Annotated in this window: 20 protein-coding genes and 1 tRNA gene; 19 read left to right on the top strand and 2 right to left on the bottom strand. The window is 37.2% G+C overall.

Features of this window, described 5'->3' with window-relative positions:
• Window positions 1-81 precede the first annotated feature (81 nt).
• On the top strand, window positions 82-675 hold the full coding sequence (locus tag B6258_RS14050) for an NAD(P)H-dependent oxidoreductase (protein ID WP_099075786.1): 594 nt from the start codon (window positions 82-84) through the stop codon (window positions 673-675).
• 141 nt (window positions 676-816) lie between these two features.
• Here the strand turns inward: B6258_RS14050 and B6258_RS14045 are convergent.
• Both B6258_RS14045 and B6258_RS14040 read right to left on the bottom strand, forming a co-directional pair.
• Window positions 817-892 (bottom strand) — tRNA-Asn (locus B6258_RS14045).
• A 156-nt stretch (window positions 893-1,048) separates the two neighbouring features.
• On the bottom strand, window positions 1,049-1,555 hold the full coding sequence (locus tag B6258_RS14040) for a YlaC family protein (protein ID WP_099075785.1): 507 nt from the start codon (window positions 1,553-1,555) through the stop codon (window positions 1,049-1,051).
• A 455-nt stretch (window positions 1,556-2,010) separates the two neighbouring features.
• Between B6258_RS14040 and cspE the strand changes: the two genes are divergently transcribed.
• From cspE to B6258_RS13950, 18 genes are all read left to right on the top strand, one after another.
• Window positions 2,011-2,223 carry a transcription antiterminator/RNA stability regulator CspE gene (cspE, locus tag B6258_RS14035; RefSeq protein WP_004243573.1) on the top strand — a complete coding sequence of 71 codons (213 nt, stop codon included), beginning with the start codon at window positions 2,011-2,013 and terminating at the stop codon, window positions 2,221-2,223.
• Window positions 2,224-2,333: 110 nt separating this feature from the next.
• On the top strand, window positions 2,334-2,528 hold the full coding sequence (gene dsrB, locus B6258_RS14030) for a protein DsrB (RefSeq protein WP_099075784.1): 195 nt from the start codon (window positions 2,334-2,336) through the stop codon (window positions 2,526-2,528).
• Window positions 2,529-2,931: 403 nt separating this feature from the next.
• Window positions 2,932-3,630, top strand: coding sequence for an MgtC family protein (locus tag B6258_RS14025; protein ID WP_072068540.1), 699 nt, complete (start codon window positions 2,932-2,934; stop codon window positions 3,628-3,630).
• A 3,717-nt stretch (window positions 3,631-7,347) separates the two neighbouring features.
• Window positions 7,348-7,698 (top strand): flagellar transcriptional regulator FlhD, encoded by a 351-nt coding sequence (flhD, locus tag B6258_RS14020; protein ID WP_072063484.1) that lies wholly within the window; start codon window positions 7,348-7,350, stop codon window positions 7,696-7,698.
• A gap of 2 nt (window positions 7,699-7,700) precedes the next feature.
• Entirely contained in the window at window positions 7,701-8,282 is a 582-nt protein-coding gene (gene flhC / locus B6258_RS14015; protein WP_006533207.1) for a flagellar transcriptional regulator FlhC, read from the top strand.
• Window positions 8,283-8,416: 134 nt separating this feature from the next.
• A complete protein-coding gene (gene motA, locus B6258_RS14010; protein ID WP_099075783.1) occupies window positions 8,417-9,310 on the top strand; it encodes a flagellar motor stator protein MotA in 894 nt (297 codons plus the stop codon).
• Window positions 9,311-9,312: 2 nt separating this feature from the next.
• Entirely contained in the window at window positions 9,313-10,359 is a 1,047-nt protein-coding gene (motB, locus tag B6258_RS14005) for a flagellar motor protein MotB (protein ID WP_099075782.1), read from the top strand.
• A gap of 35 nt (window positions 10,360-10,394) precedes the next feature.
• On the top strand, window positions 10,395-12,578 hold the full coding sequence (gene cheA, locus B6258_RS14000) for a chemotaxis protein CheA (RefSeq protein WP_099075781.1): 2,184 nt from the start codon (window positions 10,395-10,397) through the stop codon (window positions 12,576-12,578).
• Between the two features lie 21 nt (window positions 12,579-12,599).
• A complete protein-coding gene (gene cheW / locus B6258_RS13995) occupies window positions 12,600-13,100 on the top strand; it encodes a chemotaxis protein CheW (protein ID WP_023581802.1) in 501 nt (166 codons plus the stop codon).
• A 395-nt stretch (window positions 13,101-13,495) separates the two neighbouring features.
• Entirely contained in the window at window positions 13,496-15,202 is a 1,707-nt protein-coding gene (locus B6258_RS13990; RefSeq protein WP_099075780.1) for a methyl-accepting chemotaxis protein, read from the top strand.
• Between the two features lie 59 nt (window positions 15,203-15,261).
• Window positions 15,262-16,908, top strand: a complete 1,647-nt coding sequence (locus tag B6258_RS13985) for a methyl-accepting chemotaxis protein (protein WP_099075779.1) — start codon at window positions 15,262-15,264, stop codon at window positions 16,906-16,908.
• 6 nt (window positions 16,909-16,914) lie between these two features.
• Window positions 16,915-17,805, top strand: coding sequence for a protein-glutamate O-methyltransferase CheR (gene cheR / locus B6258_RS13980; protein WP_099075778.1), 891 nt, complete (start codon window positions 16,915-16,917; stop codon window positions 17,803-17,805).
• Window positions 17,798-18,850, top strand: coding sequence for a protein-glutamate methylesterase/protein-glutamine glutaminase (locus B6258_RS13975; protein WP_099075777.1), 1,053 nt, complete (start codon window positions 17,798-17,800; stop codon window positions 18,848-18,850). The genes cheR and B6258_RS13975 overlap by 8 nt, the downstream gene beginning before the upstream one ends.
• A 59-nt stretch (window positions 18,851-18,909) precedes the next feature.
• Window positions 18,910-19,299 (top strand): chemotaxis response regulator CheY, encoded by a 390-nt coding sequence (cheY, locus tag B6258_RS13970; RefSeq protein ID WP_099075776.1) that lies wholly within the window; start codon window positions 18,910-18,912, stop codon window positions 19,297-19,299.
• Window positions 19,300-19,308: 9 nt separating this feature from the next.
• Window positions 19,309-19,965, top strand: a complete 657-nt coding sequence (gene cheZ / locus B6258_RS13965) for a protein phosphatase CheZ (protein WP_099075775.1) — start codon at window positions 19,309-19,311, stop codon at window positions 19,963-19,965.
• Window positions 19,966-20,387: 422 nt separating this feature from the next.
• Window positions 20,388-21,536, top strand: a complete 1,149-nt coding sequence (gene flhB, locus B6258_RS13960; protein ID WP_099075774.1) for a flagellar biosynthesis protein FlhB — start codon at window positions 20,388-20,390, stop codon at window positions 21,534-21,536.
• The gene (flhA, locus tag B6258_RS13955) at window positions 21,529-23,619 is read left to right on the top strand and encodes a flagellar biosynthesis protein FlhA (protein ID WP_099075773.1); all 2,091 of its coding nucleotides are present in this window, start codon (window positions 21,529-21,531) and stop codon (window positions 23,617-23,619) included. Before flhB ends, flhA begins: the two co-directional genes overlap by 8 nt.
• 185 nt (window positions 23,620-23,804) lie before the next feature.
• On the top strand, window positions 23,805-24,587 hold the full coding sequence (locus B6258_RS13950; RefSeq protein ID WP_240531594.1) for a two-partner secretion domain-containing protein: 783 nt from the start codon (window positions 23,805-23,807) through the stop codon (window positions 24,585-24,587).
• The last annotated feature ends 6 nt before the right edge of the window (window positions 24,588-24,593 follow it).

Below are 24,593 nucleotides of genomic sequence, written 5' to 3'. Positions count from 1 at the left end.
ATGGATAAATGAGTTAAGGAAGTAATAGATAATTGCGTTACAGTCAGCTTATTAACTATGTGTATGCAAAGGAGTTTATCAGTGACTAATGTCTTTATTATTAATGCGGCAAAGGAGTTTGATGGTTCTGAAGGGAAGCTCAACGACCATTTAACGCAAGTTGCCACGGAATTATTGTCTTCGTATCAGATAAATGTGAAATCAACACGTATTGATGATGGTTATGCTCATGACGAAGAAGTTGATAAATACTTATGGGCCGATGTCATCATTTATCAAATGCCAGCATGGTGGATGGAAGGGCCTTGGATCTTAAAAAAATACATTGATGATGTCTTTAGTGCTGGATACGGCAAAATGTATATTGATGATGGTCGTACACGAAAAGATCCTGCGAAAAAATATGGTTCTGGTGGATTATTACAAGGTAAAAAGTATCTTCTCTCTGTAACTTGGAATGCGCCGTTTGAATCTTTTGAAGAACAAGAACAGTTCTTTGAAGGAAAAGGTATTGATGCTGTCTATTTCCCATTCCATAAAGCGAACCAATTTTTGGGTATGGAAGGATTAAAAACCTTCGGAATGTTTGATGTGGTGAAACAACCGCAAATTGAACAAGATGTTGAAGCGTATAAAAAACACCTAAAACACGAAATTGTTGGAATAGCAGGTTAAGTATTTATCTTGCTAGATATAAATTAGCTATCTATTAATCAATTAAGACAACGATCCAGATTGGATTTAGGTGGCTGATTTATAGGTGAAATCTCAGAAAGTAAAAAGCCCGCACTGTAATAGCGCGGGCTTTTCTAAATTTGGCTCCTCCAACTGGACTTGAACCAGTGACATACGGATTAACAGTCCGCCGTTCTACCGACTGAACTATGGAGGAAGCGAGTTCTCGTGAGAACGAGGCGAATAATAGCGATGATATATCAGAGTGTCAACGTTAAAAGTGGATTAAATATCTGTTTGGTTGGTTTATCGACAAAGTGGCTAAATAATAGAAGTTATTCTCCGTGTTTTTGTCTGTAACACGGAGAATAAATTACGCTTGGGGGGATAATTGTGATGCTGAAATTGATTGTTGAACGGGATCAAATGCCATCAAATAAACATCGTAAAAGTGAATTTCTTGCTTTTTACTTATAATCTCGCGAATGTCTTCTTTTATTTGTTGAGATATTGTTGGGTGCTGGTGGATCTCATTTAGGGCTTCATCAGAGAGTTTTTCAAAGGTATACCATTCACCGTTATAGCAAACTCTCAAATCGAGAACACCAATATCTTCAAATTTATAGATAGGTTTTATATCAAATAACAAGATACCCGCCATAACTAAGAACATCACAGTAAAGAGAACGAGAGAGATAACACCAAAATAAGGTGAATAAATTAATAACGCAGCGAGTAAAACATAAGAGAGAACCATGCTGATACATAACCAGATATGATTTTTTAAAAACTGGCTATTGAAATGTGGTTTTCCGTCTCTTTTTTCTGCTTTATTGATCCGGTCTAAATCACGCTCTAAGATTTCTTTTAATACATTCATTGTAAACACCTTAAGAGATGAATGTTGCAAACTTGTTTCTTATTACTAGATTATCACGGGGACAAGATAAGCGGGTAGAACAGTTTTTTTAAATTCTGACATTAACTGTTATTGCTAGGCCATTAAGAATATTCTTAGCTGTTGTTAATAATAGAGATAAAATATCAAATAAATTTTATACACAGTGATAAAAATAGAGGAAGAATTGTATTTTTAATGTGCAATTCGCATTTTTTTAATCTTTAGACGCATAAAACTATTGCTATTAAACTTGTCTCATGCGTTAATGAGTAAGGCCTCAATACAGACCTGATTTATGATTGACATTCTAAGTTAATGAGTTTTAAACAGCATCGCTTTTTGACCGTTTTCTTCATGTGTGCCCATAAGTTATAGGTAGTTCAGGCCAGTAGATGCCGAGAAGGCAACGTTTTATTGATATATAGGAAAGTCACATGTCTGACAAAATGAAAGGTCAAGTTAAGTGGTTCAACGAGTCTAAAGGCTTTGGTTTTATTACTCCAGCAGACGGAAGCAAAGACGTATTCGTTCACTTTTCTGCCATTCAAGGTAACGGTTTCAAAACTCTGGCTGAAGGTCAGAACGTAGAATTCACAATTGAAAACGGTGCAAAAGGTCCAGCAGCTGCTAACGTAACAGCTCTGTAATTTAAAGCCTTTTAAAAATTTTCTTCAAGCCTGTCACCTTATGGTGGCAGGCTTTTTCTTTATGGGTAAAATAAAGAAAAAGAGAATGATAATATTTATCAGGAGAGAAAATGCAGGTTAATGATAACGTTGTTGTGAAAACAGATGGTATTGATGATCGTGAAGGAACTATCCTACTTATCGAAGAATTTAATGAAGGTATAATGTATTTAGTATCACTCCCTGAATATCCAAAAGGAATTTGGTTTTTTAATGAAAAAGAGGGCGGTGAAGGTACATTTGTTAGACCAATACAGCAAAAATGACTGGCGTTTAGATACTGTTCATTTACATTTTTAAATCAGCTACTTATACTTTTACCAAATTTTAGTTAGGAGAAAACACCTTGGATACACAAAGTTGTAGGTTAATGATAAACCGACTAACCGAGAATAATTTTATTCAAAATAATAGGTAAGCTGTTTTCTTCACTAAAACTGCTTGCCATTTTGGTGGGCAGTGCATTGTAATATTCCTTTCTTATATATTCCTATTATGCACTTACCCAAATGATTTCCCTTATGCAGCTAAAACAAGAAGGGTAACTTCATGTGCTACATTTTTTTCTCTTTATTTCCTCCACCTAAGGCGATGAATTAATTTCAACACTCTGAACTATCAGAGCAAAATTTTCATATCGATTTAAATCATCATGTAGAGGAAATAAACATGACGATGACGCCTTATATTTTAAATCTCGTGATTGCAATGTGCCTTGGTGCTTTGATTGGTGCTGAACGTCAATGGCGACAAAGAATGGCTGGTTTAAGAACAAATGCTTTAGTTGCAACCGGAGCGGCTGTTTTTATTTTAAGTTCAATAGAAACTTCGCCAGATAGCCCAGGTCGGATCGCGGCTCAAGTTGTTTCAGGCATTGGATTTCTTGGTGCTGGGGTGATCATGCGCGAAGGAATGAATATACGTGGACTTAATACAGCCGCAACGCTTTGGTGTTCTGCAGGAATTGGTGTGTTATGTGGTTTAGGTTTATACCAATTGGCGACCATAGCAACACTTCTGATCCTTTGTGCAAATATTTTACTACGAGAAGCCGCTCAGCGGATAAACGCTCAGCCACAACATCAAGCAATAGATATTGAGCAGCGCTACTCAATACGAATTATTTGCCATGAAGAAGATGAAGTTTTAGTTAGAACACTCATTTTACAAGCAATAAATGGATTACATGTTCGATTACAGTCTTTGAGCAGTGCTGATACATTGATGCCTAGCCAGTTGGAAGTTTGTGCCGAATTACTTGCAACACCTGTCGAGCAAAAAGAGATAGAAGCAATTGTTTGCAGAGTCAGTTTAGAAAAGAGTGTCAGTGCAATTAATTGGAAGATAGCGGCCGAGCATCCTGCTTAACGGATCTTTTTAAGATAATGTCTTTCTAATCGAGGCGTCCTATATTCAATATAGGGCGCTTTTTTTGTCATATAGAGACTAGATACAAAGTTATTTCAAAAAGAAATATGAACCTAAATAAAGGTTATAAAGAATATAAATTTGTAACTTGTAAGTAATAGATCTGTCATATTTCAAGCTGTTATGCGATTAATTATGTTTATTCGCACTCGTTACATGTTTTTGTATGTTTTTAGTAAGTTATTCACATTTGTCTATCCAAACCTCAAATTATTTAGAGCGTCAACATATACTTAATTCTAAAACTCACTTTCCTGATGAAAATAATGAGATCTTAGTCATTTATTACGTATTACTACTAACATATAGAAACAAAGTATTTTATTTGTGTAATTATTATTTTTGTAACTATTACTTTATGGAATAAAAATGAGAAAAGTGTATTCAAAAAAACTAATTAAAATACGCAATAGGCTGGAATATATTCATTTTCGTTTTAATAAAAACAAACATTTTTACCTAAATTGATTAATGTACAATTATTTGTATTGTGGTTAACCCGTATATAATGAGTTATGAATGAAAAATGTTGAACAACGCTTGGATATATTTGACGTGATTTCTCATCTTTATTAATTGCGCATTTTAGACTGATTTGATTTATCTCTGTTTATTTTGTTTTTAATAAATAGGAAAAGCTAAAATCAAGTAAGCGATTGCTACCCATGGTTTACTTATTAAATGAGGTACTTAGGAGTATTGTAGGACAAAAAGTCGTTATTAAGGGGCTTAATGCAGTATAGAATTTTGGGTAAAAATCGATGTTTTCCATTGATTATATTGGGTTTTTTTTAATACCTAAATTGTACTCTCAAATTATTTCAATGTATTTGGCGAAAATTTTATCAATATTTTCTATCGAATTTAATTTAAGTGTGATTTTTTGAGTAATGTTTTTAATTTAACTAAATTAGACTCTCTAAAAATGGGGAAGAATTCAGGAAAATGGTGAGTTTAAACCGCTACAGTAAAGCTGATGAATCGTTGTGGTATGTTGTTTGCAATCACTAATCATTGATGAATGAAAATCTTTTGAAAAATTGTAGATTTTTTTGTAAAGACGATGTAGAAAAAATGATACCAATAAGTAATCTTATAATAAGATTAGAAAAACCACACCACTCTTTCCATTCAATAAAATAATAATTTCAAAATTATATTGTTTATAACTTTGTCAAGGATGTAAATCTTACTTATTACAGAAGGAGAATTATCTTAGTATGAAATAGATGTATCATTAGTTTTTTCCGTGAAAATATATATATAAAGGATAATCATGGTGCTGACCTTTTTCGATTAACCCAAAAAGATAAAGCCAAGTATAAGAGGAACACTCATTTAAAAAATTACGAGTATAAAAGGGGAACAATCATTTCATCTTTGCTTACTAAAAAACGAAGTCACTCATTTCAATAGAACTGAAAGCAATACACAAAGTATTTGCATTCACACCATGAATAATCTCAATTATTACTTTTGAAAAATATGGTTACAATATTTTTCAAAATCTTCCTTTTCCAAAAAAATTAGAACACTTTTGGGGGATAGAATACTCAGCACTGTTATTGTTTTTTAAGACTAATCTAATAAATGAGATATAAGTCTTGATTATTTAGATACATCAATATTTTTATTAGGTTTTGATAGAGAGGAAAAGTCTTTTTAAACTCAGAATTACTCATAAAAAGGGTAATAAAATGAGCCAAATTAGCGGTTAGAATAGAGGAATATTTAGAGATATATTTTAACGCGTTAAGTAAAGATATACCGATATTTAAATCTTTATACTCTCCCAAGCCTGTCAACATCAACTTTTGTTAAGTAATAGTATTGTTACGAAGTCAGCACTTTTGGTTCTGTAATGCCTCGAGACTTGTGCTAACTAGGTTGGAAAAAAAGGGCTAATCGCATGATAAGAGAAAAAGTGAAACAATACTCATCATTTGTAAGAGTAAAACAAATTGCTGTTAGGGGCTGTCTGAGGGTCAAAGGGTAACATTTGATATTTTTTAGTTCGCACTAATGCTAATGGAATGATCAATGAGGTGTTATTTTGATCATATTCGTTTTTCTGTCTTTACATTGAAAAAGTTGATATGTACAAGTGTTAACTTCAGATTGTCATATTTTACATTACCGCCATTTATTGTGTAGAGATAATGCTGATAACAAGAAAAACAGAATTTATATTCTGTCTTATTATTTTATGAATTAATTACTTTATATTGGAGGTCTTGGGATCTTTTTTTTATGAAATTGAAATTTATATTTCAAAAAATGTCTTTTTTTATAACAAAAGAGGTGTGGTTATATAAAGCATGATTCGTAAATCTATCTTTTTTCTTTATGTTTTCTTACTGTCTTTTATATTCTTAATTAATTGTAGGTTATATTGATTAATATATATTTATATACAGTGGAAAATAAGAGAGTTTTAATTTTATTTTTTATATTAATAAGTTTTGACTTTATTTTATAAAAAAATACTTGTTTTTTTAAATTTAACTTAAGTTAAATGCTGTATTGTTTTTATATTCCATTTTGAATTGATAATTAAATTACAGGGGGTTTTTAATTTAATTAAATAATAAACATTCTTTTGTTTTCATATTAAATATGTGGCAATTTTAAATTTCAATTGCTCATAAAATACACCTTGATTCATAAATAAAACTTACTTATATGTGGATATTATTTCTTTGTGACTAATTTACAGACAATAAAACTCTTATTAAGAGTTCTGTAATTTAAGTGTTAAATAGCACTTAATAAGCATTAGTTAAACTGTATTGTTACAATTGAAACTTTAATAGTGTGGAAATAAATATTCAATGATTTAAGGGGGAAGATGCATAGCTAAGAATTTAATTTTATATGACTTATCGTCCTGCTTAATAAATGCATTAAATTATCACTTTGATTTTAAAGGATAATTTTAATCATAAAGTAATAAAAAAATTTAGGATAACTATAAATAATTAGAATAGGTTGTTTTTTAAACAAATTGTAAATAAAAAGTGATCATTTATGAAGGTTTACGTAAATGTTGAAAAAAATAATATCTATAGAAATATTTATTAAATTTGGGACGCTTGTTTAGATAAAGATGAGGAGGAGATATATCAATATATGTTACTGTGATCAAAAAAATCTCTAATTGTGGATTTGTCAAATTTTTATGCTGTATTTTTAGGTTTATAAGTTTAATAGATCGTATAAAATAAAAAATTATCATTAATATTTTAATTTAGGTAGATTAGCTTATTAATTTACACCGAGTTTTATTACTTTTATCACTTGAATAGTTAATGAACTAATTCCATAATAATGATTATCTTTTTGTGATGTGACTCACATAGTATTTAAATTAGACTACTTTATCCGTTGAATAACTTAATCGTTAAGGAGTAAAGTTGTCGCGTTAGGATTATTCTTAACGAGCTATATTGGCGAGCATTTAAAGTTTACTTTTAATTTAAATGTTTTTTTCGCTACTTTTGAAAATGACCGTAACTAAGTAATACAAGGTAGTGTTACTACGCGTCATGTTCATAAAATGGGGCCTGGAAATTTAATATTACATTTATATTAATTTCCTCGGGATCTTTCATTAGGGAGATCCTCTTTGTTCAATATAATCGGACGGGATGTAAAGAGATGAGTACGGTTGAATTGCTTAAGCATATTTATGACATAAATTTATCGTATTTGCTTTTAGCGCAAAGGTTAATTAACCAAGAAAAGGCTTCCGCAATGTTTCGGCTTGGGATTAGTGACGCTATGGCGGATGCACTGGCAGAGCTTACATTGCCCCAATTGGTTAAGTTGGCTGAAACAAACCAACTAATCTGTAATTTCCGGTTTGAAGACAGCGAAACAATAGAACAACTCACTAAAGAATCTAGAGTGGATGATTTACAACAAATTCATACTGGCATTCTTCTTTCTTCTAACTTGTTTCGTCAGCTATCGGAACAAGATACTACTGCGACAAAGAAACGGGCATAACAATGAGTGAGAAAAGTATCGTCCGAGAAGCGAAAGATATTCGCTTGGCAATGGAATTAATCACCTTGGGTGCCCGCTTGCAAATGCTTGAAAGTGAAACTCAATTAAGTCGGGGGCGTTTAATTAAATTATACAAAGAATTAAGAGGGAGCCCCCCACCAAAAGGAATGCTGCCATTTTCAACGGATTGGTTTATGACATGGGAACAAAATATCCATTCCTCAATGTTTTATAACGCTTATCGCTTTTTATTAAAAAATGGCGGTTGTGTTGGCGTTGAGGCTGTTGTCAAAGCTTATCGTTTATACTTAGAGCAATGTCCGCCTGTTAAAGATCAAGAACCTATTTTAGCACTAACAAGAGCATGGACATTAGTACGCTTTGTTGAAAGTGGCATGTTGCAACTTTCCGTTTGTACCAAATGTAATGGTTCATTTATTACACACGCACACCAGCCAGCTAGCAATTATGTTTGTAGTCTTTGCCAGCCACCTTCTCGCGCAATAAAAAAACGTAAACTTTCCGCCAATCCTGCCGATATTAACTTACAACTGTTGGATGGTCTTGAACAGTTTGCAATGTGATTCGAGATTGAAAGTTAAATATCAGGTTATAGAGCTTAGTTATCTATAACCTGAGCCGTTTCCTCTCCCCCTCCAATCTCTTGCTGCTATGTTCGCCATTCTCTCTATAACGAAATTAGCTAAAGGGATATCGCGTGTTAGTACTCTTAGGATATATCGTGGTGATTTGTGCTGTCCTCGGAGGGTATACCCTCGTCGGAGGTAGTTTAGGCGCATTATATCAACCCGCCGAATTTTTAATCATCTTTGGTGCCGGCATCGGTGCTTTTATTGTTGGTAATAATGGTAGAGCAATTGTCTCAACAATGAAGATCCTACCTAAATTACTTCGTAGTACAAATTACAATAAAGCGATGTACATGGATTTAATGGCACTCATGTTTCGTTTGTTGTCAAAAGCCCGTCAAAACGGGATGCTGGCATTAGAGAGAGATATCGAAAACCCACAACAAAGCGATATTTTTTCCCAATATCCTCGCATTATGAAAGATGTTTATATGCTCAGTTTTATTACGGACTATATGCGTCTGATGGTGACAGGGAACATGAATCCTTATGAAATAGAATCTCTGATGGATGAAGAGATTGCGACTTTTGAGGAAGAGAGTGAAGTTCCTGCAACAGGGTTATCTACAATGGGGGATTCATTACCCGCATTTGGTATTGTTGCTGCGGTGATGGGCGTTGTAAATGCGTTAGGTGCTGCAGATAGACCTGCCGGTGAAATGGGCGCCTTAATTGGGCATGCAATGGTAGGGACTTTCTTAGGTATATTATTAGCTTATGGTTTTATTTCGCCATTAGCATCTCGACTTAGACAGCGTTCTAGTCAACAAATGAAAATGATGGAGTGTATCAAAACGACGTTGTTATCTAGCATGAATGGATATGCGCCACAGATAGCTGTTGAATTTGGACGTAAAACCCTCTTTCTGGCAGACAGACCTTCTTTTATTGAATTGGAAGAACATGTACGTCAGGTACGGACACCGATGCAGGCAAATCCTGATGCAATGAAAGAAGAGTAATTATGAAGAGTAATTCACAAATCATTCGAGTTAAAAAACGAGGGAGAAAACAACATAACACTCATGGTGGTGCATGGAAGATAGCTTATGCTGACTTTATGACTGCAATGATGGCTTTCTTTCTCGTGATGTGGTTACTTTCAATTGCGAGCCCACAAGAATTAACTCGAGTAGCAGAATATTTTCGGACACCACTAAAAGTGGCGATTGAAAAAGGGCGCTTTAGTGGTGATGCAACCAATCCTATTCCTGGTGGAGGGCGTGATCCTGTCTATAACGAAGGTGACGTTTTGCCTAAAGGTCAGGAAGACAAGCAGCTTAATGAAAAGCAACAATTCCGCCGATTAAAAGAAAATTTAGAACAAGTCATTTTAAATGATCCTAGATTAAAAGATCTGAAGCCTCACTTATTGATCGACATGATGGATGATGGTTTGCGCATTCAAATTATCGATAAAGCAAATCGACCGATGTTTAGAGTCGGGAGTGCTACCGTTGAACCTTATATGAAGGATATTTTGACGGCAATAGCACCTATTTTGAATGACACGCCATACAAAATCAGTTTATCGGGTCATACTGATGACATTCCTTATGCAAGTGGCGCTTTTAAATATAGTAACTGGGAGCTATCAACAGATCGCGCGAATGCCTCTCGTCGAGAGTTAATTGGTGCTGGCTTAGATGAATGGAAAGTGTTGCGTGTTGTGGGTATGGCATCAACGGTTCATTTAGTTAAAGAGGATGGTTTTGCCCCTGCAAACCGACGGATCAGTATTCTGGTCTTAACTAAGCAAGCAGAACAAAAAATTGTACAAGAAAATGAGCGGGTTGCACCGACAGTAAAAGAGGCTTCAGAAATAGAACCTCTACTTTCAGGGCAAGAGACCCCACAAGAAAAAGCAGGAAACACACAGACGAGGTCGTCTGTGTCTTCTGTATCTGAGCTTCCCGAATCAAAAAAGGAAAATGTTGAAACAGGAGTTTCTGGGGAAAGTTTGCCATCACAATCGACAAATATTACGACAAAGCAGGGAACAGCCCCCTAATTTGTGAGTAATCGCGTAAAGGTGAATGAGTAACGATGGATATTACTGAGTTTTATCAAACATTTTTTGATGAAGCAGATGAGTTGTTAGCTGATATGGAACAGCATTTGCTGTTACTTGATCCTGCAAATCCGGATCAAGAACAGATGAATGCGATTTTCCGTAGTGCACACTCCATAAAAGGAGGAGCTGCAACATTTGGCTTCGTTAAACTTCAACAGACCACTCATGTGCTTGAAAACTTGCTCGATAGTGCAAGACGTCATGAGATGGCGCTCACCGACGACATTATTAACCTGTTTCTGGAAGCGAAAGATATTATGCAACAGCAATTGGATGCACATAAAAACTCACAAGAACCTGATGAGGAAACATTTAACTATATTTGTGAGAAGTTGCGTCAGCTGGCTCTCGATGTAAAAGAAGAACAATCCGCTCCTCACGTTGAGGCTATTGCTGGATCTGAAGCTTCAGACTCACAAGCCACAATGATTGAAACGCCTGTTTTATCATCTGACGCTGAAAGTGTGCAAGATGAAGCCGTAGAAACCATGGTCGAAGTCGCATCGACAATGGCGGCTGATGGACATTATTACCATCATATTATTTTGTCTGATCTTAAAGAGACAGATATTGATTTAATGCTTGATGAATTAAAGCACCTTGGTGAAGTTAGCCAAGTTGAAAAACAGCATCATGGCCTTGAAGCAATATTAAAAACCACGGCAACAGAAGAAGATATCAGCGCTGTACTTTGTTTTGTGATTGAACCTGAACAGATCTCGTTTAAAAAAGTGGCTGTTGCAGAAAAAGCATCAGAAAAAAACACAGTTACAGAAGAAAGTACAACATCTGTTGATGATGTTCATGTTGAAAGCCACGTTGAGCAACCTGCGCCTGTACAAAAAACAATTGCTGACAAAGTGACGCCATCGGCAGAACCGACTAAAGCACCCGTGGTATCGCCAGCACCAGCGAAAAGACCTGTTGCAGCGGTTGCACCAAAAACGGAATCAAGCAGTATTCGTGTTGCCGTTGAAAAAGTTGACCAATTAATCAACTTAGTGGGTGAGTTGGTTATTACACAATCAATGTTAGCACAGCACAGTGGTAGTCTTGAGCCTGCAATATATAGTGATTTACTCAGTTGTATTGCTCAGTTGCAGCGTAATTCTCGTGATTTACAAGAATCTGTTATGTCAATTCGTATGATGCCGATGGAATATGTTTTCAGTCGCTTCCCTCGAGTTGTGCGTGATGTTGCAGGTAAAATGAATAAGAAAGTTGAGCTAAACATGATTGGTAGCTCAACAGAACTTGATAAAAGCTTAATTGAAAAAATTATCGATCCTTTAACTCACTTAGTGCGTAACAGTCTTGATCATGGTATTGAAATGCCAGCTGATCGTGTTGCGGTGGGTAAACCGGAAGTAGGACAATTAACCCTGTCTGCGGAACATCAAGGCGGTAATATTTGTATTGAAGTGACTGATGATGGTGCTGGACTAAACCGCGAACGTATTTTGAAAAAAGCGATTTCCTCAGGCCTTGCAGTTTCTGAAAATATGAGCAACGAAGAAGTTGCTATGCTGATTTTTGCACCGGGTTTCTCTACCGCAGAAGTCGTAACGGATGTTTCTGGTCGTGGGGTGGGTATGGATGTTGTAAAACGAAATATCCAGGAGATGGGCGGTCAAATTCAAATCAGTTTTGAAGTTGGTAAAGGAACGCGCATTCGTATTTTACTTCCACTGACATTAGCAATTTTAGATGGTATGTCTGTTAAAGTTCATGACGAAGTCTTTATTTTACCATTAGGTACGGTAGTCAGTTCTTTACAACCGGAAGAAGATGATATTTATCCATTGGCGGGTGATGAGAAATTATTGCAGGTCAGAGGGGAATATTTACCACTGATTGAACTGCATCGTACTTTTAATATTGAAGGTGCTCAAACTGATATTACCCAAGCAATTGCGGTTATTGTTCAAAGTGCCGGACGTCGTTATGCTTTATTGGTAGATCAATTAGTTGGTCAGCATCAAGTTGTTGTTAAAAATATAGAAAGCAATTACCGAAAAGTTCCTGGTATATCTGCAGCAACAATTATGGGCGACGGTAGTGTGGCTTTAATTCTTGATGTACCAGAATTGCAACGTTTAAGTCATACACAAATGACGAATAAGAAAAAGAATACAACTGCAAGCGCAGTCATTTAATAGTGAGGATAAAATAAGATTATGGCTTCGGAACATTTCGAGAAATTATCCGGTGAAACTGTTGGACAAGGATTTCTAATTTTTACGCTGGGCGATGAAGAATATGGAATTGATATTTTAAAGGTTCAAGAAATTCGTGGATATGATCAAGTTACACGTATTGCTAATTCACCTAGCTTTATTAAAGGTGTAACTAATTTAAGGGGCGTTATTGTTCCGATAGTTGATCTGCGTATTAAATTTTCACAAGAAAGTGTGACTTATAATGACAATACTGTTGTTATTGTGGTTAACTTATTAAATCGAATTGTGGGAATTGTTGTTGATGGCGTTTCTGATGTTCTTACGCTAAAGCCAGAGCAAATCTGCCCTGCACCAGAGTTTGCAGTCACAATGTCTACTGAATATTTAACAGGTTTAGGTACTTTAGATGAAAGAATGCTTATTCTTGTAGATATTGAAAAATTACTCAATAGTGAAGAAATGGAATTAGTCGATAGCGCAACAATTCAAGCTAAATAAGTTTTTATTTTTCAAAAAATAATTTAAATACTGTTCCGGTAATTTTGCCGGAATAGCTATTTCTAGCTTTTTTATTTTATTATTGAGTGTCAAGGTATTAAATTCACTTTAAGTTAAATTAAAAGATATAAATTAAGTTTTAATTTTAGTTAAGTCTTATTTTATTATTTATTACTTTATAAATAGTAATCATCTAGTTGTAATATTTTAGTTGTAATATTTTCTACTGACGGAAATAACTTTAAAGTTTTTTATACTTATAATTTTAATTAAAAACAGTATTGCCACCGCTTTCTGATGGGGCAAAACGTGACTAAGACGAAATGAAACCTATAAAGTTTCTCTTAAGTCTGCCGATAACTTGCTCATTACCGTTTATTATAAAAAGGGAAACTATGTTTAGCCGAATGAAAATAGTGACTGGATTATTATCCATTCTTCTGTTGTTTGGTGTTTTGCAATTTGTTTCAGGAGGCGTTTTTTACTCAAATATTGTTGAGACAAGAAACGACCTCGATAAGACACTGATAATACAGGATCAACGTGAGCGCCTAGATGAAAGCTGGGCTAACTTACTGCAAGCTCGTAATAATATTAACCGCGCTGCGATTAGTTTTTTATTACGAGATAAAAATCTTAATGTAGATGATTCTCTGTCTGTTGACTATCTGACGGGTCTTGCTCGTAAGAATATGTCTCGTGCAGATGAGAAATTTAAAGAATTTGAAAAGAATATTACAGCTTATCAAGTTCACTCAGAAGATGATATTCGTAGCCTAAAAGGGCGTTTTATCGAATATTTCTCTGCATTAAACCAATTAGAAATTTTACTTCAAGATAATAACTTAAAAGACTTTTTTGAGCAGCCAACTACGGGTTATCAAGACGCTTTTTATAAAGAATATCTTGCATATGTTATGCGTAATGAGAAATTTAACGAAGAGTTAAATGTGGCACTCGAAGCCTCTCACCAACGTACTGTCATTACTATGGTTATGTTAGCCATTATCGTTATCTCGGCATTAATTTTATGCTGGTTTGCATTACGTAATGCCTTAATTAGACCATTAAATTCACTGCTATTAAGTATTAAAACCTTCTCTGAAGGTGATTTACGTCCAAATATCGAAGTGAATGGTCGCAATGAAATGAGCTTGTTAGCAAGTGGTTTAAAACATATGCAACAAGAGCTTATTCAAACGGTTCGTGGCGTCTATCAAAGTACGGAAAATATTTATAACAGTACAAGCGAAATTGCTGCTGGGAATAATGATTTATCTGCTCGTACAGAAGAGCAAGTGGCTTCGTTAGAAGAAACTGCTGCAAGTATGGAACAGTTAACGGCGACCGTAAAACAGAACGCAGACAATGCTCGCCAAGCAAGTAACCTTGCTAATGACGCCTCAGATATTGCCCGCCAAGGCGGAAAAGTTGTTGCTAATGTGGTGCAAACGATGCACGACATAGCCGGAAGTTCTCAGAAAATCACCGATATCACAGCGGTTATCGATGGCATTGCATTCCAGACCAATATTTTGGCACTGAATGCGGCTGTTGAAGCGGCTAGAGCCGGTGAGCATGGTCGCGGATTTGCGGTAGTTGCCGGTGAAGTTCGTAACCTTGCACAGAGAAGTGCAGAAGCTGCTAAAGAAATAAAAACACTGATTGAAGATTCTGTAAGTCGTACTGAAACGGGTTCTGTACTCGTTGAAAGTGCGGGTGAGACGATGACGCGTATCGTGGATTCAGTAACGCGTGTTACTGACATCATGGGCGAAATCGCTTCTGCATCAGATGAGCAAAGCCGAGGTATTTCACAAGTTGGTCTTGCGGTTTCTGAAATGGATCGTGTCACTCAGCAAAACGCCTCTTTAGTAGAACAATCTGCAGCCGCTGCTGCTGGTCTTGAAGATCAAGCAGTTGCATTAACCCGCTTAGTTTCAATCTTCAAATTACCGGGTCAGGAAGAAAAAACGCTAGAAAGAAAGGAATCGGATGCAACCCCTGTAGTTAAAGCCGCTGCTCCACTTATAAAACCAGGAACCTCAGAAAAGAAAAAGAGCAGCAGTGTTGAAGATCCCGCTAACTGGGAAACTTTCTAACAACAACAAGTGGCTGACAAGCGGTGGCTTTTAACCACCGCTTTAAACGAGGTGAAGGCATGTTTAGGTTTCGCAAATTAAAGATATCCACCAGTCTCTATTTATTACTGATGATGTTTTGCGTTATGCAGATGATTTCTAGTGGTATTTCGCTAGGGATCATTCATTTGAATAACGAACAGATCACCAGAGTAGATATAGATACATCTAAGCGAGATGAATTAGGATTAAGTTGGGCATCTTTAATACAAACACGTAATGCGATTAATCGTGTAGCTATTGCAGTGAAAACTGAACAGTCAACGGATTATATTCAATCTATTGAATCAATTGCACTTTCACGTTTGGAAACGGCGAATACTCATTTTCAAAATTTCCTTGCTGAAATAAATAAAGAGGCAATCCCAACAGAAGAAAAAGAAATCGTTGAAGCAGTAAAAAACGATTACCACGTTTTATATGGTGCATTAACTGAATTACATAGCATGTTAAAAAACAATAACTTCCAAGGCTTTTTAGATCAACCGACGGAACGTTATCAAACAGCGATGGAAAATTCATTTAATACCTATATGAATTATGTTCAGAGTGAAATTACTGAATCTATAGAGCAAGGACACCGCTCTTATACTATTGCTATCTTAATGTTTATCGGTGCAATAGCGATGGTTATTGTTGTATCCATCGCCGCTCATCGCTGGCTAAGTTTTAATATCATTAAACCTTTCGCAAGTTTAAGTCGTTATTTTAATGATGTTGCCACTGGTAAATTAAATCGTGAAATTCTTGTCTTCACCGATGATGAAATAGGGGATGTGTTTAGACGACTACGAGATATGCGTGGCGAGCTCGCGCGTTCTATTCGTACCGTTCGAGATAACAGCCATGCTATGCATTCTGGTATTCAAGAAATTTCCAAAGGAAATACGGATTTATCCTCAAGAACTGAACAACAAGCTGCTTCATTAGAAGAAACTGCGGCAAGCATGGAAGAGTTAACAGCAACGGTAAAACAAAATGCTGATAACGCCCTGCAAGCGAGCAAGCTCGCAGAGTCGGCTTCTGAAACAGCCATACGTGGTGGCCAAATCACGCATAGTGTTGTTGAAACCATGGATGCGATTACACAAAGTTCGCAAAAGATAGGGGCTATTATCAGTGTGATTGATGGTATTGCGTTCCAAACCAATATATTAGCACTTAACGCGGCGGTTGAAGCTGCTCGCGCGGGTGAACAAGGGCGTGGATTCTCTGTTGTTGCTGGAGAAGTTCGTAACCTTGCTCAACGCAGTGCTGATGCTGCAAAAGAAATTAAATTATTGATTGATGAATCTGTTTTACGTGTCTCTCAAGGCTCTCAACTCGTTAATAATGCAGGACAGACAATGGAGGAACTCGTCACATCAGTAAATAAAGTCACTGAGTTAATGGCAGAAATCGCCTCAGCTTCTGATGAACAAAGCCGAGGTATTCACCAAGTCGCTGATGCAGTCAGTCAGATGGATCAGGTGACACAGCAAAACGCTGCTTTGGTGGAGCAATCAGCATCTGCTGCCGCAGCATTAGAAGATCAGGCTAATAACCTTGTTAATGCTGTATCGGCATTCGAGTTGCCTGACACGGATGAGAGTAATAACTCATCATCCCTAGAAGGTAATGGGTTGAAAAAAGCAGATAAAAAATCATTTTTTAAAAAGACCCATTAAAAAACAATGAAACGTAATGTTACTGAAGTCTTATCAGATATCGCTGCTCAACCGTTGGATATTTTTACCCAACGGTTCATGTTGTCCGATGATCAGTTCCAATCTATATGCCAATTGATTTATCAAAAGGCCGGTATTGTGCTGACTAACAACAAAAGGGAGATGGTTTATAACCGTCTCACTAGGAGGTTACGTGAATTACGGATGAATAACTTTGGTGACTATCTTGCGTTTCTTAAAAGTGATGTACGCAACCCTGAATGGCAAGAGTTTGTAAATGCACTAACAACCAATCTCACCGCATTTTTCAGGGAAGCGCATCATTTTCCTATTTTGGCAAAACATGCTAGAAAAAGAGCGGGAGGCGTCTACCGAGTATGGTGTGCAGCTGCATCTACTGGAGAAGAACCTTATTCAATTGCGATGACTTTACGCGATGTTTTTGGGAATAACCCTTATAAAACCAAAATTATTGCCAGTGATATCGATACTAATGTGTTGGATAAAGCACGAAAAGGTGTTTACCGACTGGAAGAGCTTAAAACATTAAATGATGAATATTTGAAAAAATATTTTCTCAAAGGTGTCGGCGATTTTGAAGGATACGTGAAAATTAGACAGCAAATTAGCGAGATGGTCTCTTTTCAGTATTTGAATTTACTCGACAAGCAATGGGATTTAGAAGGCAGTTTTGATGCGATTTTTTGTCGTAATGTCATGATTTATTTTGATAAAGCGACACAACAAAGCTTACTTAACCGCTTTACCTCATTACTTAAGCCAGACGGAATGCTGTTTGTTGGACATTCTGAGAATGTAAGCCAGCTTAGCAAGGATTTCTACTTGCATGGGCATACCGTTTACGGGCTGACACCAGCAAGGAGAGGTTATGAATAAAATAACAGTACTCTGTGTTGATGATTCGGCGTTAATGCGTCAAATCATGCGAGAAATCATCAACAGTCATAGCGATATGGAAGTTGTTGATTGTGCACCAGATCCTATAGTGGCTCGTGACTTAATAAAAAAGTACAACCCACAGGTATTAACGTTAGACGTTGAAATGCCACGTATGGATGGTATTGATTTCTTGGAAAAACTGATGCGATTAAGACCAATGCCTGTCGTTATGGTCTCATCATTAACAGCAAAAGGTTCAGAAGTGACGTTAAAAGCGTTAGAACTGGGCGCGGTTGATTTTGTGACTAAACCACAGCTTGGTTTGCGTGAAGGTATGATGGCTTATAGTGAACTGATTGCCGAGAAAATTCGTGCTGCAGCACAGGCGCGGATTAATCGTCGAGAAGTACAAGCACCGCCTTCTAAATCATTGTCATTTACACCGATGATTTCGAGTGAAAAGTTGATTGCAGTAGGTGCATCAACTGGTGGCACAGAGGCTATTCGTAATTTTCTAGAACCATTACCTATTACCAGCCCTGCGATATTAATTACGCAACATATGCCCGCAGGGTTTACACACTCATTTGCAGAACGATTAAATCGTTTATGCCAAATTAGTGTAAAAGAAGCAGAAGACGGCGAACGTGTATTGCCTGGGCATGCTTATATTGCGCCCGGTGATTATCACATGGAGCTTCGTCGTAATGGTGCTAACTACCAGATCCACATTAATAAAGAGCCTGCGGTTAACCGTCATCGTCCTTCTGTCGATGTACTATTTAGGTCTGTCGCCAAATATGCGGGACGTAATGCCATCGGTGTGATTTTAACCGGAATGGGAAGTGACGGTGCTGCGGGTTTATTAGAAATGCGTCGTGCTGGTAGTTATACCTTTGCACAAGATGAAGCGAGTTGTGTCGTCTTTGGTATGCCTCGTGCTGCGGTTGAAGTAGGCGCAGTAGACGAAGTGAAAAGCATAAGCGCAATGAGTAAAGCGGTGCTGATGAAAATCAGCAGTACACAATCATTGCGTATCTGATTAAGTTCAGTTTAAAAAGCAACACAGTAATTTGCCGATATATTTTGAAGGAGTTTTCAATGGCAAGTAAGGATCTGAAATTTTTAGTGGTTGATGATTTTTCAACAATGCGCCGCATAGTTCGTAATTTGCTAAAGGAATTAGGATTTACGAATGTAGATGAAGCAGAAGATGGTGCTGACGCGTTAGCTAAATTACGCAATTCGGCAATTGATTTTGTGATAACAGACTGGAACATGCCAAACATGGATGGTCTAGAGCTTCTTAAAAATATTCGTAGTGATGCGGGACTTGCAGCAACACCAGTATTAATGGTGACGGCTGAAGCTAAAAAAGAAAATATCATTGCAGCAGCGCAAGCGGGTGCAAGTGGGTATGTTGTTAAACCTTTTACAGCAGCAATTCTTGAAGAAAAACTAAATAAAATTTTTGAAAAACTGGGCATCTAAGGAGTCGCAATGAGTGGGAATCCAATTATGCCGAAAGATAATATTGAAATGACATCTGATATTATCAGCCGGATCGGACAATTGACGCGGATGTTACGCGACAGTTTGCGAGAATTAGGATTGGATAAAGCAATAGCCGAAGCAGCAGAAGCCATCCCTGACGCTAGGGAACGATTGGACTATGTTGCTCAAATGACCGCTCAGGCAGCTGAGCGTACATTGAACTGTGTCGAAGCCGCGCAACCTAAACAGGATGCGTTAGGGGCCGATGCGACTAAGCTTACTGAACGTTGGGACCAATGGTTTGAACAACCAGAAGAGCTGAAAGATGTACGCTCTCTTGTAACCGATACCCGCAATTATTTGCGGGATATCCCTGAGAGTACGGCTTTTACTAACAGTCAGTTATTGGAAATTATGATGGCACAGGATTTCCAAGATCTGACCGGCCAGGTTATTAAACGCATGATGAGTGTCGTTCAAGAAATTGAAAAACAACTCGTGATGGTATTAATGGAAAACCTGCCACCAGAGCAACTTGAAAAGTCTAATGTGAAGAAAGAGACCGACTCTTTATTAAATGGTCCACAGGTGAATAAAAACAACGCTGGTGTGATCAAAAATCAAGATCAAGTTGATGATTTACTGGAAAGTTTAGGTTTCTAACCTTCTAATGAGTTTTAGGGCGATAAGGACGTTGAGATATGCAGGACGCATTCGCTCTATGCTCAGCTCTTTTAGGATGGTGTATTTTATGGATAAAAAATCACGTAATAATGCTTTAATAGCCCACGCTATTGAAGAAAATGTAAGCCGCTTTTTTTAAGCGGCTTTTGAAGTTGTCGAAATAAACATCAAAAGTAAAATTGCTCAATTTTGCTGTTAATTTTGCTGATTTCCTTATAATCAGTGTCAATATTGCTTATATCTCCATTTTTATCATTGGGTTGTTTTTTCAGTGCATACCGTCATAGCCCAAAAAGCCCCGTAAATTTGCGATTGTTCAACCCATCAATTTCCTCTGAATTTGTCATGCTTAGAGTCATTTCATTCATGCTTTTAATCTCAATATCTAAATCGGACAGACTGTGGCTGAAGATAGCGATCTCGAAAAAACAGAGGAACCCACACCCCATAAACGGGAAAAAGCTAAAAAGGATGGGCAAATTGTCCGTTCTAAAGAGCTTTCATCCGTTTTAATGATCTTAGGTGGCGTGAGTTTGCTATGGATGAGCGGCGGATTTATTACTCGTGAGCTCTATGCCATGTTAACAGAAGGTTTTACCTTTAATCATCACCTTATCGGTAATGAGAATTTGTTGATCCCTCGATTTGGTAGCTTGATTAAACAAGCTGTTTTTGCGTTATCCCCCGTTTTTTTGGGTTTAGTGCTTGTGGCAATTGGTGGCTCAGCGCTATTAGGTGGGATTAACTTTAGTAGTAAATCTATTAAGTTTGATCCAAAAAAATGGAATCCTATTTCTGGGTTAAAACGTATTTTTTCTATGAATGCGTTAGCCGAGTTATTTAAGGCGATACTGAAATCAACTTTTGTGGGGATCGCCGCAACCGTTTTTTTATGGCACAACTGGAATGATATTCTCCATCTGATCACGCTTCCACCGCTTAGTGCGCTGGCCAATGCGATGCAACTGCTTATTTTCGCCGTTTACATTACGGTTTTTATGCTGATACCGATGGTGGCATTCGACATTATTTTCCAAATTCGTAGCCATTTGAAAAAGCTACGTATGACACGTCAAGAAATTAAAGACGAATTTAAACAGCAAGAGGGTGATCCGCAACTTAAAGCGCGTATTCGTCAGCAACAACATGCGATGTCTCGCCGTCGAATGATGGCGGATGTACCGAAAGCTGACGTTATTGTGACGAACCCAACACACTATGCTGTTGCACTGCAATATAACGACAAAATGACTGCACCTAAAGTGTTAGCAAAAGGGGCCGGTGCTATTGCGTTAAAAATTAAAGAGATCGGTGCAGAAAATCGAATTCCGCTTCTAGAAGCGCCACCGCTTGCTAGGGCGTTATATCGTCACAGTGAAATAGGCCATGCAATACCTTCAACCCTTTATGCTGCGGTTGCAGAGGTGCTTGCATGGGTTTATCAACTGAAACGATGGAAAACCGAAGGTGGTTTAAAACCTAAACAACCTATGAACTTGCCAGTGCCTCCCGCACTGGACTTTGCTGGAGAAGATAATCGTCATGGCTAATTTGGCCTCATTACTCCGCTTGCCGGGAAATTGGAAAAGTTCTCAGTGGCAGATACTGGCAGGGCCAGTGCTTATCTTGTTGATACTGTCAATGATGGTATTGCCATTGCCACCTTTTCTATTGGATTTATTATTTACCTTTAACATCGCACTCTCCATCATGGTGCTGTTGGTTGCAATGTTCACTCGACGTACTTTGGACTTTGCTGCTTTCCCGACTATTTTGCTGTTTACCACGTTGTTACGTTTGTCATTAAACGTAGCTTCAACACGTATCATCTTAATGGAAGGACATACAGGGCCAGATGCCGCAGGGCGTGTTGTTGAGGCCTTTGGCCATTTCCTTGTTGGTGGTAACTTTGCTATTGGTATTGTGGTCTTTATCATCCTTATTTTGATTAACTTTATGGTTATCACCAAGGGTGCGGGACGTATTGCTGAAGTGGGTGCGCGTTTTGTGTTAGATGGAATGCCGGGTAAACAGATGGCAATCGATGCTGACCTGAATGCAGGCATTATCAATGAAGACGAAGCAAAAAAACGCCGTAAAGAAGTTTCATTGGAATCCGACTTTTACGGTTCAATGGATGGTGCGAGTAAGTTCGTTCGTGGTGACGCCATCGCAGGCTTAATGATCCTTGTGATTAACGTTGTGGGTGGTCTTATCGTCGGTGTCGCTCAACACGGAATGGCATTAAACGATGCTGCAACGACTTATACCCTCTTAACCATCGGTGATGGTCTGGTTGCTCAAATTCCTGCATTGATTATCTCAACAGCAGCGGGTGTTATCGTTACGCGTGTTGCAACAGATGAAGATGTTGGGCAACAGATGGTTACCCAACTGTTTGACAATCCTCGTGTTCTCCTGTTAACCGCTGGCGTGCTAGGTTTGTTGGGTTTAGTGCCGGGAATGCCTAACTTTGTTTTCCTTTTCTTCACCGCAGCATTAGGTGGATTAGGTTGGTATATCTTACGTCGTAATGCTAATCCTGAAGTGCAACAGCAAAAAGAGATGGAAGAAGTTGAAAAACAAAACCGTGTTGTTGAAGCTTCATGGGAAGATGTTCAACTTGAAGATCCATTAGCAATGGAAGTAGGGTATCGCTTAATCCCAATGGTAGATAATCGCCAAAATGGGGAGTTGTTAGGTCGAATTAGTGGTATTCGTAAAAAGTTTGCTCAGGAAACGGGATACCTTCCTCCTGTTGTCCATATCCGAGACAATATGGAATTAAAACCTTCTTCTTATCGTATTTTAATGAAAGGGGTTGAAATTGGTCACGGTGAAGCGCATCCAGGTCGTTGGTTAGCAATCAACCCGGGTAATGCTGTTGGCTCTTTAGAGGGGGATATCACTCAAGAGCCAGCATTTGGTTTACCCGCAGTTTGGATTGATGACAGCTTAAGAGAGCAAGCACAGGTTCAGGGCTATACCGTTGTTGCTGCAAGTACGGTTATTGCAACGCATTTTAACCATGTATTAGCGAAATACGCATCGGAATTATTTGGTCGCCAAGAAGCACAAATGTTGTTTGATAGGGTCAGTAAAGAGCTACCTAAAATGACCGAAAATATGATCCCAGATATGCTTTCACTCACGGTACTGCATAAAGTATTGCAAAACTTGCTATCAGAACAAGTGCCAATTCGTGATATGAGAACCATATTAGAAGCCTTAGCAGAGCATGCGCCAGAGCAGAAAGATCCGGCTGAATTAACAGCGGTTGTTCGTGTTGCACTTCGCCGTGCGATTACACAACACTGGTTTGGTGATCAGGATGAAATTCAGGTCATTGGGTTGGATGCAAGCTTAGAGCGTATTCTTGTTCAAGCAATGCAAAGTGGTGGCGGTTTAGAGCCGGGACTGGCTGAGAATATTGAACAACAAGCGGCGGATGCGGTACGTCACCAAGAGATGTCTGGTGGAGCACCTGTATTATTAGTGAATCATGCACTACGTGCATTGTTATCACGTTTCTTACGTCGTAGCTTGCCACAGTTAGCTGTATTGTCGAATATGGAAGTCAGTGAAGGTCGTCGTATTCGTATGACATCGATGATTGGTGGACAGCCACACTAAACTAATAATGAGACGTCATACAGACCAATAATCTTTACTTCGAACATGTTATTACACGCGACTATTTGATTAGTTGCGTGTTTTTTTATCTCTACCTCGTTTTAATCCTTACAGATGATGTTTGATTTATAATATCAAGGGAAATTAATTTCATTAATATAATTTTTTTTATAGGAGATTTATTAATGAAAAATAAAAAATTACTTTTCCCCTTATTTGTTTTATTCAATTCACAAATGGTTTTGGCCGATGAAAATGTCATTGTAAATGATAATTTATCACCTAAGACAACACTCACTTTTGATAATGAAAAAAATAAAGATGTAATTAATATAGATACCAACCTTGATGAAGGTATTTCGCTCAATTTTTACCATAAATTTAATATTCCTAAAGAAGGGATGATTTTTAATAATAAAGAAGCCAAAGCAAATATTATTATTAATGAAGTTACCGGAAATGAAATTAGTTTTATTAATGGTAATGTTAGAGTCGAAGGACTAAAGGCTCATGTCATTATTGCTAATCCTAATGGTATTGAATGCCACAAATGTTCCGCCTCCAGAGTTACTGATTTTACACTAATGAGTGGAAAAACTAATGACAGTGTCAGAGATTTTATTTTATCAGATAAAAATTATGTTTCTATTCGGGGTTTAAAACGGATCTCTAGTCAAAAAATTAATCTTATTTCTAATAAAATTTTTATGGAAGGCACATTAAATAAATCTATTGATACGTTAAATATACTCAGTGGGTTGCCAATATACCATCTTTTTTCAAAAAATGAATTTAATCATAATGGGCAAATTTCTTTTTTTGAAGGGTTTAAACATCATTTAAAGAATGTTGATATTACTCATGGATATGGAGAGATATATCTTGATAAAGATATTGAAAATTTGATAGATAAAATCTCCATTAATAATAGATTAAAAATAAAAAGTAAACTTTATATTGGTAATTAATACTAT

The organism is Proteus alimentorum (assembly GCF_002607735.1).
Lineage (GTDB): Bacteria > Pseudomonadota > Gammaproteobacteria > Enterobacterales > Enterobacteriaceae > Proteus > Proteus alimentorum.
This window is presented reverse-complemented; position numbering and strand designations above follow the sequence as displayed.